Raw genomic sequence first — 14,682 nt, 5'->3', positions numbered from 1 at the left:
TCTAATGAACTGAATGTGACGTTGATTATATTCAACTTCAACTACATATCGGCTATTTGATATAATGACATTTCACGACTATAGGATCTGGTCACTGCCGAGTGTCTTTTATGAATTACAGGCACTGTCATTGCGTGTTTGCGAATGTTCAATACAATCTAGTACAAATCAAAATATTTATAAGGTTTATTTTATGTCTGCTGATCGTCAGTCAACCACCGTATATTCGCATTATTCCATAAACTTATCAGCAGATTTGTCTGATACTGAGCAGCAAGACATCAACAACCTGTTAGACTTGTTACCAGCGCATACTGTCACTACAGATCATGAGGCGAATAAAACACAGCCTATTCATGTCCAACGTTTCGTCGATGGTCGCGGACTTGCTTGTCCAATGCCGCTGTTAAAAACCAAAGTAGCACTACGTGACGTCACAGCTGGCGGTTCATTATATGTGGTCGCAACTGATGCCAACTCACAGGCTGATATCACCGCTTTTTGTCAACAAAGCCAGCAAGCAAATGCCGCAAGTCAACTGCGATTAATCGTTGATAGCATGACGGATCAGCCATCAGCGGATAGCTTATCAGCACAGCGTTTCGATACAATATATCACTTCATCATTACTAAAACTGATAGCAACTAAGTGTCGCTATCCTTTACAATTACAACTATAAAGATTTTTATCTGACTATTTGCGTTACTATTTAATCAAGGTCAAGAATATGGCTAATAATTCTACTGATACTGCAAAAACGAATAAAAAAGATGAGGCAGCTCCTATAAAAAACGAAGCACGTGATGCCGCATTAAAAGCTGCCGCCCAACGTCCACCTTATGATGCTAGCGCCTTAGGCGATACTAGCACCCGTGACTTAGTGCCAGCGATGCCGACTCATTTATCAGCGCCTGGGGTCAATTTGGGCGCTTATATCAACACGGTGCACCAAATTCCAATTTTGACACCAATCCAAGAGCAAGAGCTTGCGCATCGCTATTATGACGAAGGTGATGTGGAGGCAGCGCGTCTGCTCGTGATGTCGCACCTGCGTTTTGTGATTCATATTGCCCGCAGCTACTCGGGTTATGGTTTGCCGCAAGCAGACTTAATCCAAGAGGGTAATCTGGGACTAATGAAGGCTGTAAAACGCTTTGACCCGAATAAGGGTGTGCGTTTGGTGTCATTTGCAGTGCATTGGATTAAAGCAGAAATCCATGAATTTGTGATTCGTAACTGGCGCATTGTCAAAGTCGCGACCACCAAAGCGCACCGTAAATTATTCTTTAACTTGCGTAGTCTCAAAAAAACCAACAACCAGCTAACGCTAGAAGAGGCTGATGCCATTGCCAAGGACTTAAATGTCACACGCAAGCAGGTGTTAGAAATGGAATCGCGGCTTACCTCTTATGACGCCTCGTTTGAGGCGCAATCTAGCGATGACGACGATGGACGTTATGCACCGCAGCTATTTTTAGAAGATGGTATCGATCCTGCCGAGCAGTTAGAAGAAGCAGATTGGGAAGAAAGCAACTCATCTGCATTGATCGCGGCAATGGATACCCTCGATGAGCGCTCACGTGATATCGTGGAGCAGCGCTGGCTCTCTGAGCAAAAATCAACCTTACACGAATTGGCAGCCGTCTACTCTATCTCAGCCGAACGCGTGCGCCAAATCGAAAAAAACGCCATGGACAAAATCCGTGAGGCTATGACCATTGATAGCGTTATTTTGCCAGATGATATTCAGTAGTTATTACCTATCAGTAATGCCTGTCTTTCACCAGCGGTATTTTTTAGATAATACGAGTTTGTCATGTTAAATTGGATAGGTATTGCGGCGATCAATATGGCCATTGCTGTCGCTTTAGGAGCGTTTGGAGCGCATGGCTTAAAAAATATCGCCAGTTTGCAACAACTCGAATGGTGGCACACTGCAACACTGTATTTGTTTATACATGCGCTGGGTTTATTACTGGTTGGTCTGTTAATTCGCCTAAAATATGCCACTCAAATCACTGCATGGCTACTACAAATTGGCATTATAATATTTGCTGGTAGCTTATATGCAATGACACTTGGCGCACCACTTTGGTTTGGCGCGATCACGCCTATCGGTGGTGTACTAATGATTGCAGGTTGGCTATGGCTAGCAGTGTCATCATTCACGATGAACAAATTGGTCGCAAAATAGCCAGTTAAACAAGAATAATTAAATTGCATTTTAGAGCATGTGCTCATTTTGAAAATAGAGATAAAAATGAGAACACGCCTTAGTACGCACAATTAGTACGCACAAAAGGATAAAAAATCATTAAGGAGTATATTTTATGAGTACCATTATCGTTAATAGTAAGAAACTACAGACTACCCATCAGACCGTGCAATTGGTCATCAATGAGCTTGGTCTTAGCCAAGGTCGTTACGCAGTAGAAGTCGATGGCGAACTGATTCCAAAGAGTGAGCTTGCTCAATTAAGTATCGCTGAAGGTATGAATATTGAAGTGGTACAAGCAGTCGGTGGTGGCTAATTAGCCAAAATAATGATCCGTTGATTTGAAAATGAATGTGCTTAAAGAAATGTATTTAAAGGTGGGTTTTTAAAAAATAATTGCTCATAAAAAAGACCTCAACGTAGCAAACGTTCGAGGTCTTTTTCCGTTTTAGGCAATGTCATTTAGAGATATCTAAAAATGCGGCTATTTATACTATTTATTATTTCATCAGCCAGTAATCATTAACCTTTAAATATCCTAAACTCTATAACATTAAACTGCTGGAGCAGCATCGTCTGTCATCAGCTCTTCATAGCGTCCATCACGCCCAGCACCCTGAGTCTTTTTGCTCTCCAACTTGGTTTTATACTTGCGTACTTGTCTATCAAGTTTGTCTGCCATCTCGTTAATGGCTTTATACATATCATCGTCAAGCGCTTGGACAAACATCTCTTTACCCGAGACTCGCATAATCGCTTCAGCCTTATGGCTCTTTATAGCACCGCTGTTATCTAATGATAAAATGACTTGAATACTTTGAATTTGATCAAAATGACGACCAATTTTATCAAGTTTTTCTTGAACAGCTGCGTTCATAGCGTCGGTAACACTGATATGGTGACCACTGATAGAAACATTCATATTGTTGTCCTTTTATTATGACTTACATTGTTGCCTACGTTGTTGCTTGCGTTGTTACTTACAATCAACAGATGAGCCAGCATTCCTGCTTTTTCACCCTGCCTTACCAACAATGAATGGGGTGTCTTTATTAATTAGCGCCTTTAATAATCGATGCTTTTAGCAAAAATCGAACGTATCCTTTCGTTGTCATCTTGATTAATGAGATAAGTAAATACGCTAAATCGACACTTAGATTTCGTTGTTGGTATGACTCTAATTTGTCATGAATATCGAATAGTAGCAAGACAGTAAAGTGTAATTAAATGTAATAAAAACGGTTGTTTCCTCAATGTATCTATATAATCAGAAAATTTTATTTTTTATATTTATCAAGAAATATATTAGCGATAGCACAATTTTTCTCTTAACTCATTGAATTACGACATTTAATATTTCTGTTTACGCTGAGTAGACGAGCCAATATTCATTGCTTCACGATATTTGGCCACGGTTCTTCTGGCGATATCGATACCTTCGGATAATAAACAATCTTTTATCCGACTGTCTGATAATGGCTTTTTGGCATCTTCGTCGGCTATCAGTTGCTTAATCATGGCACTAATGGCAGTCGATGAAATATCGCCGTCGGTACTGCTGACATGAGATGAAAAGAAATGCTTGAGTGAAAATAATCCCTGCGGCGTCAAAATTGTTTTACTGGTGGTTAGACGCGAGACAGTCGATTCGTGCAAACCCACTTCTTCCGCAATAGCTTTTAGGATGAGCGGTTGCATGGCAGTCGCGCCATGCTGCAAGAACTCTTGCTGATAACGCACGATACTGGTTGCCACTTTTAATAGGTTTTGATTACGCTCTTCAATACTACGAATAAACAAGCGGGCATCGGTGAGGTTTTCACGCAGATATTGATTGTCGGGGCTGTCATCACCGCGCTTCACCAAATTGGCATATTCTTGATTGACTCTTAGCTTTGGCATGGTCTCAGGATTGAGGCGCACATTCCAGCCGTCCTCTTGCGTCGATGTATCTGAACTCGTCTGATTCTGATGGTGACGTATAGGCGTGACCAAAACATCAGGAATATCATAGCTGGCTGGCGACTGAGTATAGTCTGGTTGGCTGCTTTGAAACAGCAAACCAGGTGACGGATTCAAGGTACGCAGCAAGTTAAGCGCGGGGGTAATCTGTGTAGGCGCGAGTCCAGTCCGCTCAGTCAATGCTTTGATGTTATTGCTCACCAAATGCTCACTGGCTGACAACAATGCTTGTGCTTCTTTTAGATGGTCAGTATTTGCATCGAGCTTGGACAACTGAATCGCTAGGCACTCACTGAGATTTCGCGCCCCCACACCCAGCGGATCACAAGACTGAATAACACGTAAAACAGCCATGACTTCATCGTGCTCAACAGGCTCTCCCCATTGATAAAAACTTGCCATCGTATCGAAGCTTTGCAACAGCTCATCGATATCAAGCCGCACAAAACCCATGTCATCCATAGAATCCATCAGATAGGTTGCAATCAACATGTCCGCTTCTGAGAGATGCTTAAAGTTCAGCTGCCAGCGCACGTGGTCTTGTATGGTGGCAGAAGTGCCGCCTTGATAACTATCAAAATCCTCGTCACTTTTGCTCCCCGAACTGCTTGCCGTAGATGCATAATTACTGCTATCAACACTACTTTCAAAGCTACTATAGTCGTCACTATCCATCGTATGATTGTCTATGACACCATCATCGATACTGGCTTGCTGTAATTTGTCCAAGCTGTCACTAAAGTCTTCATCTGGTTCAGAGGTATGGGTATTACTCTCAGAGGTTACGCTAAATGAGTCAATATCAGTACTCTGGTTCCAGCTATCAAGTGTCAATGATTCATCTACTCTATCGCCGCTGCCATAATCGTATTCATCTTCATCATCCTCAATACGTTCAAGCAATGGATTACTATCCAGCTTGGCCTGAACTTCTTGCGCAAGCTCAAGACTAGAGAGTTGCAGCAATTTAATGGCTTGCTGCATTTGCGGTGTGAGTTTTTGTGAGGTGCTCAGCGTGGTCGCCAATCCGAAAGACATACTCATGGGTGGCTTATTACACTCCGATACTGGTGATAGTCTATATATGTTGCCACTTAAAGTAGCGAGTTAACGTTATCAGGACATGACGATAGCATTTTTCGTGGCAATTTTGCTATGATAATTTATAGACGGCCCAATACGCTTATTGCTCTCTACTTATAAAACCCTATAAATTTGACCGTTTTAGCATGAACTGCTAAACAATAAACAACCAAATCTTGTTGATAATAATAAGGCTGTATAGAAAATACAAGGTACATGACACAAAACCTTCGAGCCAATTGAATCACTCTTAACATTAACCGAGAATAATACGATGAATGACCAAGCAAACAAACCGCACCTTATCACTGCTGCGATTCAAATGAATAGCCAGCAAAACATCGAAAAAAACGTAACGGCTATAAAAGCTGCCATCTGCGATGCCAGTCATCAAGGTGCTCATCTTGTTGTCTTACCTGAAAACTGCTGTAGCATGGGCGAGCAATTTGCCACTGCAGAGCGCTTTGATGTGCTATCAGCGACGATAGCAAACTATGCCAGTACTTACGGTGTCTATGTGCTGGCAGGCTCACTGCCCTGCCCTTATCGCCCTGATGGCGTCATCGTGCCTGATGGCAGACTGCGCCAAGTCAGTCAGCTATTTGCCCCTGATGGCACGCGAGTGGCACGCTATGACAAAATTCACCTATTCACGGCGACGGTAGCAGATAAACATGGCAGCTATAATGAAGCGGCGACGTTTGAGCCCGGTACACAGACTGTAGTTGCAACAGTAGAGAGTGATCATGCTGCTTATCAACTCGGTATGATGGTTTGTTTTGATTTGCGTTTTCCCGCATTGGCACAGCGCTTACGTCAAGCAGGCGCTGATCTATTAAGTGCCCCATCGGCATTTACTTATTTAACGGGGCAAGCACATTGGTCGCTGTTACTTCGCGCACGGGCGTTAGACAGTCAGTGCATGGTCATTGGCGCAGCACAAGGCGGCGACCATGTTTATAAAAACGGTGATATCCGTCAAACGTGGGGGCATACCACTATCACAGCTTTTGATGGCACGATTATTAACAGCTATGAGGATAGTGAATTAAACAACGCTATTAATAAAGATAATAAAAATTATGCTTTGATCTTGGCAACCTTAGACAAACAGACTCAGCAGCAAGGCCGCCAAAAAATGCCCATTTTTGATTGTCATCGTTTGGCGTAAGTCAATTTCAATATTGAATATCGAATTTTAGGTATTGTTTTCTTCATTTCGTGTATGACTCGCACGCGGATGAGCGCGATCATAGACTTGCGTGAGTTTAGCAAAATCGACATGGGTATAAATTTGCGTGGTACTGATATCGCTATGCCCAAGCATTTCTTGCACCGCGCGCAAATCACCACTGCCCGACAGCATGTGCGAGGCAAAACAATGACGCAATAGATGCGGATACATATTTTGTGCGATGCCAGCACGGGTAGCCGCAACTTTGAGACGCTGCTGCACTGCCCGTGTTGATAAACGCGTACCCAATTTTTCACTAATGAATAATGCGCTGTCCATTTGCTCCACCCACAGATTACGATGCGGTAGATAACGGCTAATCGCTTCTGCTGCCTTGATACCTAACGGCACCAAACGCGTTTTATTGCCTTTACCTGTCACGCGCACGCGCAGGTCTGACAAATCCACATCGACCATATCCAACGCGACCAACTCACCTACGCGCAGACCGCTGCTGTATAGCAATTCAAACATCGCCTTATCACGCAGCCATAGGCGCGCTTGTTCAGGTGTATCAGGCATCTCTTGGTCAAGCAGCTGAGTGAGCAAATCAACATCAGCGATAGACGGCAGCGGTCGAGGACTACGTTTGAGCTGATAGCCAGTCGTTGGGTTAATACGTGCTAAATCCTCTTCTATCAGCCAGCCATAAAAATGGCGAATGGCTGACAGCTCTTGCTGGACGCTGGCAAGTGCGAGCTTGTCTTCATCCAAGCGTTGGCTAATATGCTGGGCTAATTGGCGCTTATCGCAGCGCGTCCACGTCAGGCGTTTCCCACGTAAAAATAGCGCCAATTGATTCAATCCTGCAAAATAAGCGGTCAACGTATGCGGCGAGTGATTGCGCACCGACAAGACATTAAGCCAACGATGTACGGGCGCTAACAAATCACGTAATGCAGCATCCGACTCTATAGCCGCGGCGTGCTCGACTGATAGCCATGCTTTTGCCTCAGAATCTGAGGTAGGCTCCATCGTATGATTGTTTTTATTAGACATAGCCCTATTATCCATTAGCCTTCTGGATTGGGCTTGATGCCCGCTTGTGCCATCAGACCATCTGGGCTAAATACGCCTTCGTAAACAAAGGCGGTCGGACCAGTCATCATCACTGAATAACCCGGCTGCCATTTGATGATCATACTGCCACCATAAAGCTGCGCACGCACGTCTTCGCCTTCATCGAGCCAGCCTTCGCGGATACCAACCGCTACTGCGGCACAAGCGCCAGTACCACAGGCTTGTGTCTCACCGACACCGCGCTCATAGACACGCAGACGAATGTGACGCTGATTCATCACTTGCATAAAGCCGACATTGACACGGTCAGGAAAGGCAGGATGCGATTCGATGGCTTTACCTAAGGTTTCAACGTCGGCATCGAGCACGTTATCAACTTTGATAACGGCATGCGGGTTGCCCATATTGGCAACATAAAGCTGTACAGGAGTGCCATTTACATCGAGATGATAAGCATTTTGGATTTTGGTCGTGGCTCTGGGGGTAAAAGGAATCTCGCTTGGTTCAAATTTCGGCTTGCCCATATCAACTTCGACCCAGCCATAACGATCAGTGGTCAATGAAATGATGCCGCTCGCCGTCTCAACACGCAAACGCTGTTTAAATGACAGTTTACGCGCTTGCACAAAACGGGCAAAACAGCGTGCACCATTACCGCACTGCTCAACTTCTGACCCATCAGCATTAAAAATGCGATAACTAAAATCAACGTCAGGACGCATCGGTGGCTCAACGACGAGCAGCTGATCAAAGCCAATACCCAAATGACGGTCACCCAGTAACTGTACCAAATCCTTGGTCAAATCTAAGCGCTGAGTCACCAAATCGATGACCATAAAATCATTGCCCAGACCATGCATCTTCGTAAATTCTATTAGCATACCCTTGTTATCCTATCCTATTTTTATGTATGGCTTATCTTAGCACGCTGTCAGATACAATCATAACTATCACCGCTATCAAATACTAAGTTAACACGATGCTAAATCCACCTTGTACAGCCAAACTGATATCTCTCATTAGAGCAGGCCATAAAAAAGCCCATCATCAAAGACAATGGGCTTTTTATCTAGAGCATGTCCTCAATCTGAACGAAAGCGCCTAAATGGGCTAAAAATGGCTAAATCTGTTGGTCACCGATTTATTTACCTTGCCACAATACTTCGTCTGCATATAACGCTTCAATAATTTCGCGTTTGCGAATCAGTTGATGGCTATCATCGGCGACCATTACTTCACTAGCACGCGGGCGTGAATTATAATTGCTACTCATGGTAAAGCCATACGCACCAGCACCTGTGATTGCTAAAACATCTCCTACCGCAAGCGACAATAAACGGTCTTTCGCTAAAAAATCACCCGTTTCGCAAATAGCGCCAACGATATCCCATGGCTGCGTGCCATCAGTGTCGATGCCATTCTCAGGCAAAACACTTGGAATGACTGCCATTTCAGCGTGATATAACGCCGGACGGATCAAGTCATTCATTGCTGCGTCAACAATGGCAAAGTTCTTATGTTCCGTTGGCTTTAACACATCAACCTTGGTCAATAATACCCCAGCATTTGCCACAATACTGCGACCCGGCTCAAAGAATACCGTTAAGCCAAGCTCGCTAAGTTTCGGTAATAACGCTTGAGCAAACTCGTCGATAGATACTGGTGTTTCATCGATATAACGCACACCCAAACCACCGCCCAAATCGATATGACGCAGCTCAATACCTTTATCACGTAAATTATATATCAGCTCAATCACTTTATCTAAAGCTGCTACAAATGGCGCAACTTCAGTCAACTGCGAGCCAATATGACAGTCAATACCGACGATATCAATATGAGACAGCTCAGCTGCCTGCTCATAGACGGCAACCGCGTCTTCGTGGGTGATACCAAATTTATTGTCTTTTAAACCTGTTGAGATATACGGATGGGTTTTGGCGTCGACATTCGGATTAACCCGTAGTGAAATTGGCGCAGGTTTATCCAATTTCTGTGCCACATCATTAATCAAAGTCAGCTCGCTGATTGACTCAACGTTAAAACAACCAATACCTTGGGTCAGGGCATACTCGATATCGCTATCAGTCTTGCCCACGCCTGAGAACACCACACGTGAAGCGTCACCACCTGCCACCAGTACGCGCATGAGCTCGCCACGAGAGACGATGTCAAATCCTGCCCCTGCTTGCGCCAATATACCAAGTACCGCAAGGTTAGAGTTTGCTTTTACCGCATAACAAATCTGGTGCGTTAAACTGGCAAAGCTATTGCTATAAGCTTGATAGACATCCAAAATGGCTTGTTTTGAGTAGACATAACAAGGCGTACCATAGTGTTTAACCACATCAGCAATACTCACTTGCTCCATATACAATGCACCATCGCGATAATCTAGCGCGGGTAAATGGGCGGTTAAAGCTTGAGGATTAACATACAAGCCTTGCTCAGTTTGGATCGTGACAGATTCGCCAGTTTGTTGCTCAGAATGACTCATATAAACATCTCTAATTTCATCAGGTTACAAAGTTAAAAAATCTTAGGGTGCACATCGAAATCTCGTTGACGGCATTGAGTTTTTAATAAAAATCAATAATCATTCGGGTCTTCACTGGGTTCCGGTAGCTTAAAACCATCCATTTCTTGATGACCATCATCTTGTGCCGAATAGGTACTACCCTGTATGTCAGCGCTATCCGTAGCTCCTTGAACCGTCTGGCTACTAGCGTCGGCGAGGTATAGATTGCCTTTTTGACCGCAACCCGTCAAACCCATTATCATCACCCCACTAATAATAAAAGGGGAGATAACACGGCGACCAAGATCAGCGACATTAGTGTGCTCAGTTTTCGAAAAGCGGTTAATAGTAAACATAGAATAAAGAACCTGTGACTTTGCAATGGCATGAGGATGATAAAAAGCACGAGTCATAAAGGCGATAGATCAAACCCTATAGACAACTAAATAAAAGCTATCGCCATCGCTAAAAAATGACAATATGACTGCTTTGGATAATAGCATTATTACATAATGCTGTGTGCATACTGAATGTCCCTAATCAATAAATTTGGACGAGTTTGGTTTTGCTAAGTTTTGCTAAGCTTTACTAGACCGTGCGACTGCCATTTACTAAGCGATCGTTGATACTAGCGGTCTTAATGTATCGCTATAATGGTAAAACAGCCTATTATATTTACTTAGACAAATTTTCTTACAATTTATTATGAGCTACTATATTTGGCTGTAGCAGCCGACAAACCCTAGCGACACTCGGTGTACAGTTGTATTATCTATACCACATTCTATCGATTTAACCCTTATAGTTATCGTGGTATAGCCATAAAACTGTGGTACATTATGTTTAGACCTTGCGACTGTGTTGAGGCGCTAGCATGCGACTTAACAAGCACTGATCAATAGTGCCAGCCCAAGAGTGACCAGAATCAGCAATGTACTTGCTTGACCTATGTCGGCATGGATGCGGCTGGTTTTTGTTTATTCAACCGGTACTCGTCTGTGATGAGTCACCCTTTACAAAATACAATCTAAGGACAGAGTATGAGCGCCAGCCTAACCACCACTTTTGATGACAAAAACACCGAAACATCGAACTTAGTCAATCCCACCTTAGTCCTCAACTGTGGTTCCTCTTCTATCAAATACGCGCTGATTAGCGAAGACAATTCTATTCGTATCACTGGTTTGGCCGAAAACTTAGGACTCGATACTGCTCGTATCAAACACACGACGTTGAATGGTGATAAGCTGGAAATCTCTATCTCAGGTGGTCGTCATCAGTTAGCATTACAAAAAATCCTTGAGCTATTAGAACAGTATCATTTCATCGCCGTTGGTCATCGCGTGGTTCATGGTGGCCGTGAGTACTCTGCAGCAGTCCGTGTCGATGAGCACGTACTGGACGAAGTAAAACGCTTAAAAATACTCGCGCCACTGCATAACCCTGCCCATGCTTTGGGTATCGAAGCGGTACAGGCGATTTATCCTGATATTCCTCAAGTCGTCGTCTTTGATACAGCCTTTCACCAAACCATGCCTCCTGTTGCTTTTCGCTACCCACTACCAAAAGCCCTATACGAAGAACACAAAATCCGCCGTTATGGCTTTCATGGTACCTCTCATGCCTATGTCTCAGAGCGTGCCAGTGAAATTACAGAGTCTAAAGGCCCACATGGTTGGCTTACAGCGCATCTGGGCAACGGCTGCTCGGCGACTGCCGTTTATGACGGCAAAAGTTTCGATACCAGTATGGGTCTGACCCCGCTTGAAGGGCTCATGATGGGTACGCGTAGTGGTGATGTTGACCCAAGTCTACACATACACCTAAAGCGCCAGCTCGGTATGAGCTTGGAAGAGATTGATGCCATGCTCAATAATGAAAGTGGTCTATTGGGTGTCTCAGGATTGTCTAATGATTTACGTACCGTCGAACAAGCGGCGAACGAAGGTCATGCAGATGCCAAGCTCGCTATCGAGATGTTCTGTTACCGCGTCGGTAAATATCTTGCCAGCTTAAGCTGCGCGCTGCCAGAATTCACAGGTATTGTCTTTACGGGTGGTATCGGCGAAAACTCAGTCACCACCCGAACCAGTATCCTAGAAGTGATGCGTCATTTCGGCATAAAAGTAGACGCTGACAAAAATGCGAGCTTGTTTGGTGGTAGCGAAGGCAGCTTCCACGCAGACGATAGCAGCATTGAGCTTTGGGTTGTGCCAACTGATGAAGAGTGCCGTATTGCTCAAGAAACACGTGAAGCATTGGGCTTACTCTAAGCTCGAGATTTTTTATAAGTTGCTTATATTATAAGTTACTTGTAATTTTCTCATAAGCTTCTAGTCGCCTTATAAGCTTTTATTCATTAGACGTGTTAAGTTATTTTTTTGCCCAGCGCTTCTTATACATAGCCTATGATGAGAAGCGCGACGTTTTACTCATTCCAGCAAGGATGAAGTGAGCTTTAAAAATATAATAAACCGTAGGATACTTTATGCAAACCATTTTACTAGTTCCCATCAGCCGTGGTATCGGCGTAACGTCAGCAGCGCTTGGATTGATCCGCGCTCTTGATTACAACGGTATCAAAGCGGGCTTTATGAAGCCATTTTTGCAAGATGATACACTTGATAAGCAAAACAGTTTAGACAGCTCAAGCGCGTTAGCAATGCATGCTTTTGGTCTGACGCCACCTAAATCTATCAGTCGGCAGCGTGTTGAGCGTATGATTGGTGATGATAATCTTGATGACTTGATGGAAGAAGTGGTCGTCAACTATCATACTCTGGGCGATGATTACGATGTGGTGATCTGTGAAGGCTTAGTACCGACCACAGAAACCTCTTATGCCTCACAAATCAACCGTGCGATTGCCCATGCATTAGATGCTAGAATCATCTTTGTTAGCACTGCTGATACCAGTAAACCGGCCTATCTGGCTGATAAGCTTGACGTTCACGCTCGTGAGTTTGGCGGTATCGCCCATGAGCGCACGCTCGGCGCGATTTTGATGCGTGTACATGACTTGCCAAGTGCGCAAAGCACCGTAGAAAATCAAATCGTTGCCCCTGGTGAAGCGGTTGTGAGTTTAGATGACGGCTTTATGCAAGAAGTCCAGCGCCTATCACCGCATTTTAATACTGACGCGTTCCGTTTAATCGGGGTAGTGCCATTCAGTGACTCACTGTCCGTGCCTCGTACGTGGGATATCGCCACTGAGCTTGATGCCAAATGGCTCAATGTCGGTGAAGCTAAGTCACGCCGTATTAACCGCATTAGCCTAACCGCACGCTCGGTCGCACGCGTCGATGAGGTGTTTAAACGTGGCACCCTTATCGTCGTACCGGGCGATCGAGATGATTTACTATTAGCAGCAGGTTTGGCTTGTATCAATGGTATCCCGCTGGCAGGATTGGTATTAACCGGCGGCGTCGAGCCGAGTGCAACCGTCGCTGAACTATGGCAATCTGCCCTCAAAACAGGCATCCCTGTCATGAGTGTCGAAAGCGATAGCTATGAGACCGTACAAAGCCTCATGCACATGAGCGCAGAGATTCCAAGTGATGATACCGAACGTGCTGAAGAAGTGGCTCGTTATGTCGCCGCCCATTTAGATCTTAGCTGGATTAAAGACTATTTCAGTCAAAATCATGAGCCGCGCCTCTCACCATCTGCATTCCGTCATCAAGTGGTTAAAAAAGCACAAGACGCCAAAAAAAGCATCGTGCTACCAGAGGGTTCTGAGCCGCGTACTGTTGAAGCCGCTTGTATCTGTCAAAGCCGCGGTATCGCCAACTGTGTACTACTCGCTAAGCGTAGCGATGTCGAGCAAGTGGCTAAAAATCTCGACTTAGTTTTACCTGAAGGTCTTGAAATAATTGACCCCGACACGCTTGATATGGATAAATATATCGCTGCAGTGGTCGAACGCCGTAAAGGTAAAACCAGCGCAGAAGTCGCGGCTGAATACTTAAAAGACACCGTATATCTAGGCACGACCATGCTACAGATGGACGAAGTCGACGGCCTCGTTTCTGGCGCGATTCATACCACTGCCAATACTGTCCGTCCAGCGTTTCAGTTGATTAAGACCGCACCGCAATACTCGCTCGTATCATCAGTATTTTTTATGCTGCTGCCTGAGCAAGTGGTGGTCTACGGTGACTGTGCCATTAATCCTGATCCAAATGCCGAAGAACTGGCTGAGATTGCCATTCAATCAGCACAGTCTGCTGCTGCCTTCGGTATTGATCCAAAAGTCGCGATGATTAGCTATTCTACAGGCTCATCAGGAACTGGCGCAGATGTCGAAAAAGTCACTCGTGCGACCCAAATCGTCCGCGAGCGTGCGCCACACCTAAAAGTCGATGGGCCGCTACAGTATGACGCCGCTTCTGTCATGAGCGTCGGCAAGCAAAAAGCGCCTGACTCACCTGTCGCTGGGCAAGCCAATGTCTTTATTTTCCCAGACCTCAATACGGGCAATACCACTTATAAAGCCGTACAACGTAGCGCCAATGTAGTGAGTGTTGGCCCAATGCTGCAAGGTTTGAATAAGCCAGTAAACGACTTGTCTCGCGGAGCCTTGGTCGATGATATTATCTACACCATCGCCCTTACCGCTATTCAAGCTCATAGCGACGCGATTTAATTGC

At 44.7% G+C, this 14,682-nt stretch carries 13 protein-coding genes; 7 read left to right on the top strand and 6 right to left on the bottom strand.

Going from position 1 to position 14,682, the window contains the following annotated elements; genetic code table 11:
• Positions 1–193: 193 nt before the first annotated feature.
• The 4 genes from ACP69U_RS02315 (at position 194) to thiS (ending at position 2,532) form a co-directional block, all read left to right on the top strand.
• A complete protein-coding gene (locus tag ACP69U_RS02315; RefSeq protein ID WP_426137710.1) occupies positions 194–649 on the top strand; it encodes a sulfurtransferase TusA family protein in 456 nt (151 codons plus the stop codon).
• Positions 650–890: 241 nt separating this feature from the next.
• Positions 891–1,754, top strand: coding sequence for an RNA polymerase sigma factor RpoH (gene rpoH, locus ACP69U_RS02310; RefSeq protein WP_198329691.1), 864 nt, complete (start codon positions 891–893; stop codon positions 1,752–1,754).
• A gap of 63 nt (positions 1,755–1,817) precedes the next feature.
• Complete coding sequence (locus ACP69U_RS02305; protein ID WP_045443375.1) at positions 1,818–2,195, top strand: DUF423 domain-containing protein; 378 nt, start codon at positions 1,818–1,820, stop codon at positions 2,193–2,195.
• 136 nt (positions 2,196–2,331) lie between these two features.
• Positions 2,332–2,532 carry a sulfur carrier protein ThiS gene (gene thiS, locus ACP69U_RS02300; protein WP_426137709.1) on the top strand — a complete coding sequence of 67 codons (201 nt, stop codon included), beginning with the start codon at positions 2,332–2,334 and terminating at the stop codon, positions 2,530–2,532.
• Between the two features lie 237 nt (positions 2,533–2,769).
• On the opposite strand, the gene hpf is transcribed toward thiS, so the two are convergent.
• On the bottom strand, positions 2,770–3,138 hold the full coding sequence (hpf, locus tag ACP69U_RS02295; RefSeq protein ID WP_045443369.1) for a ribosome hibernation-promoting factor, HPF/YfiA family: 369 nt from the start codon (positions 3,136–3,138) through the stop codon (positions 2,770–2,772).
• A gap of 428 nt (positions 3,139–3,566) precedes the next feature.
• Entirely contained in the window at positions 3,567–5,222 is a 1,656-nt protein-coding gene (gene rpoN / locus ACP69U_RS02290; RefSeq protein ID WP_426137708.1) for an RNA polymerase factor sigma-54, read from the bottom strand.
• Between the two features lie 313 nt (positions 5,223–5,535).
• Here rpoN and ACP69U_RS02285 point away from each other — a divergent pair, with 313 nt between their 5' ends.
• Positions 5,536–6,432 carry a nitrilase-related carbon-nitrogen hydrolase gene (locus tag ACP69U_RS02285; protein ID WP_426137707.1) on the top strand — a complete coding sequence of 299 codons (897 nt, stop codon included), beginning with the start codon at positions 5,536–5,538 and terminating at the stop codon, positions 6,430–6,432.
• A 27-nt stretch (positions 6,433–6,459) separates the two neighbouring features.
• Here ACP69U_RS02285 and ACP69U_RS02280 read toward each other — a convergent pair whose 3' ends face one another.
• The 4 genes from ACP69U_RS02280 to lptM all read right to left on the bottom strand — a co-directional run bounded on the left by ACP69U_RS02280 (position 6,460) and on the right by lptM (position 10,389).
• On the bottom strand, positions 6,460–7,494 hold the full coding sequence (locus tag ACP69U_RS02280) for a tyrosine recombinase XerC (protein ID WP_426137706.1): 1,035 nt from the start codon (positions 7,492–7,494) through the stop codon (positions 6,460–6,462).
• Between the two features lie 14 nt (positions 7,495–7,508).
• Positions 7,509–8,396, bottom strand: coding sequence for a diaminopimelate epimerase (dapF, locus tag ACP69U_RS02275; protein WP_045443366.1), 888 nt, complete (start codon positions 8,394–8,396; stop codon positions 7,509–7,511).
• 260 nt (positions 8,397–8,656) lie between these two features.
• Positions 8,657–10,012 (bottom strand): diaminopimelate decarboxylase, encoded by a 1,356-nt coding sequence (gene lysA, locus ACP69U_RS02270; protein WP_426137705.1) that lies wholly within the window; start codon positions 10,010–10,012, stop codon positions 8,657–8,659.
• Between the two features lie 92 nt (positions 10,013–10,104).
• Entirely contained in the window at positions 10,105–10,389 is a 285-nt protein-coding gene (lptM, locus tag ACP69U_RS02265; protein ID WP_426137704.1) for an LPS translocon maturation chaperone LptM, read from the bottom strand.
• Between the two features lie 684 nt (positions 10,390–11,073).
• Between lptM and ACP69U_RS02260 the strand changes: the two genes are divergently transcribed.
• The gene (locus ACP69U_RS02260) at positions 11,074–12,306 is read left to right on the top strand and encodes an acetate/propionate family kinase (protein ID WP_426137703.1); all 1,233 of its coding nucleotides are present in this window, start codon (positions 11,074–11,076) and stop codon (positions 12,304–12,306) included.
• Positions 12,307–12,521: 215 nt separating this feature from the next.
• Positions 12,522–14,678 carry a phosphate acetyltransferase gene (gene pta / locus ACP69U_RS02255; RefSeq protein ID WP_426137702.1) on the top strand — a complete coding sequence of 719 codons (2,157 nt, stop codon included), beginning with the start codon at positions 12,522–12,524 and terminating at the stop codon, positions 14,676–14,678.
• Positions 14,679–14,682: the final 4 nt, after the last annotated feature.

This window comes from Psychrobacter sp. TWR1-1-1 (assembly GCF_049895865.1).
In the GTDB taxonomy this organism is placed as follows: domain Bacteria; phylum Pseudomonadota; class Gammaproteobacteria; order Pseudomonadales; family Moraxellaceae; genus Psychrobacter; species Psychrobacter immobilis_A.
This window is presented reverse-complemented; position numbering and strand designations above follow the sequence as displayed.

Bases quoted from the DNA above. Each gene is read 5' to 3' on its own strand.
- ACP69U_RS02260 (WP_426137703.1), top strand. From the start codon at position 11,074: ATGAGCGCCAGCCTAACCACCACTTTTGATGACAAAAACACCGAAACA.
- ACP69U_RS02280 (WP_426137706.1), bottom strand. From the start codon at position 7,494: ATGTCTAATAAAAACAATCATACGATGGAGCCTACCTCAGATTCTGAG.
- dapF (WP_045443366.1), bottom strand. From the start codon at position 8,396: ATGCTAATAGAATTTACGAAGATGCATGGTCTGGGCAATGATTTTATG.
- ACP69U_RS02285 (WP_426137707.1), top strand. From the start codon at position 5,536: ATGAATGACCAAGCAAACAAACCGCACCTTATCACTGCTGCGATTCAA.
- ACP69U_RS02315 (WP_426137710.1), top strand. From the start codon at position 194: ATGTCTGCTGATCGTCAGTCAACCACCGTATATTCGCATTATTCCATA.
- lysA (WP_426137705.1), bottom strand. From the start codon at position 10,012: ATGAGTCATTCTGAGCAACAAACTGGCGAATCTGTCACGATCCAAACT.
- ACP69U_RS02305 (WP_045443375.1), top strand. From the start codon at position 1,818: ATGTTAAATTGGATAGGTATTGCGGCGATCAATATGGCCATTGCTGTC.
- pta (WP_426137702.1), top strand. From the start codon at position 12,522: ATGCAAACCATTTTACTAGTTCCCATCAGCCGTGGTATCGGCGTAACG.
- thiS (WP_426137709.1), top strand. From the start codon at position 2,332: ATGAGTACCATTATCGTTAATAGTAAGAAACTACAGACTACCCATCAG.
- rpoH (WP_198329691.1), top strand. From the start codon at position 891: ATGCCGACTCATTTATCAGCGCCTGGGGTCAATTTGGGCGCTTATATC.
- hpf (WP_045443369.1), bottom strand. From the start codon at position 3,138: ATGAATGTTTCTATCAGTGGTCACCATATCAGTGTTACCGACGCTATG.
- lptM (WP_426137704.1), bottom strand. From the start codon at position 10,389: ATGTTTACTATTAACCGCTTTTCGAAAACTGAGCACACTAATGTCGCT.
- rpoN (WP_426137708.1), bottom strand. From the start codon at position 5,222: ATGAGTATGTCTTTCGGATTGGCGACCACGCTGAGCACCTCACAAAAA.